Annotated in this window: 1 protein-coding gene; it reads right to left on the reverse strand. The window is 75.9% G+C overall.

All coding sequences use genetic code 11. The annotated features are described in order from the left end of the window. Nucleotides 1–399: hypothetical protein (locus A5481_RS31630; RefSeq protein ID WP_197514282.1), on the reverse strand; the 399-nt coding region annotated here is incomplete at both ends.

Consider the following 399-nt stretch of genomic DNA (forward strand, 5'->3'; position numbering starts at 1 on the left):
CGCCGCGGCCAGCACGGCGGGATCCTGACCGCGCTCGGCGGCCTCCTCGGCGATCCACTCGCTCTCGCCGCCGGCGAGTACCTTCTCGGCCTCGGCCGCCTTGAGCAGGTCCGCCGCCTGCAGCCCGGCCGGCCGGGAGACCAGGGCCAGGGCAGCGTAGTGGAGCGTGGCGAGTTCCTTCGCCCGCGCCCGCACCGTCTTGAGGTCGGGCCCGATCACCACCGCGCCGGCCGGCGCCTCCGGGACGGGACCCTCCGTGATCGCCACCTTCAGGGTCTCGGTGACGGGGCGCCGCGGCCATGCCTCCATCGTCACCCGGTACGTACCCGGCACTCGGAGCACGAGGTCGACCGCGCCGCCGGCTCGCGCCGTCCCGGTGACCGGACCCGCCACGGTGAT

The organism is Methylobacterium platani, assembly GCF_001653715.1.
Classification (GTDB): domain Bacteria; phylum Pseudomonadota; class Alphaproteobacteria; order Rhizobiales; family Beijerinckiaceae; genus Methylobacterium; species Methylobacterium platani.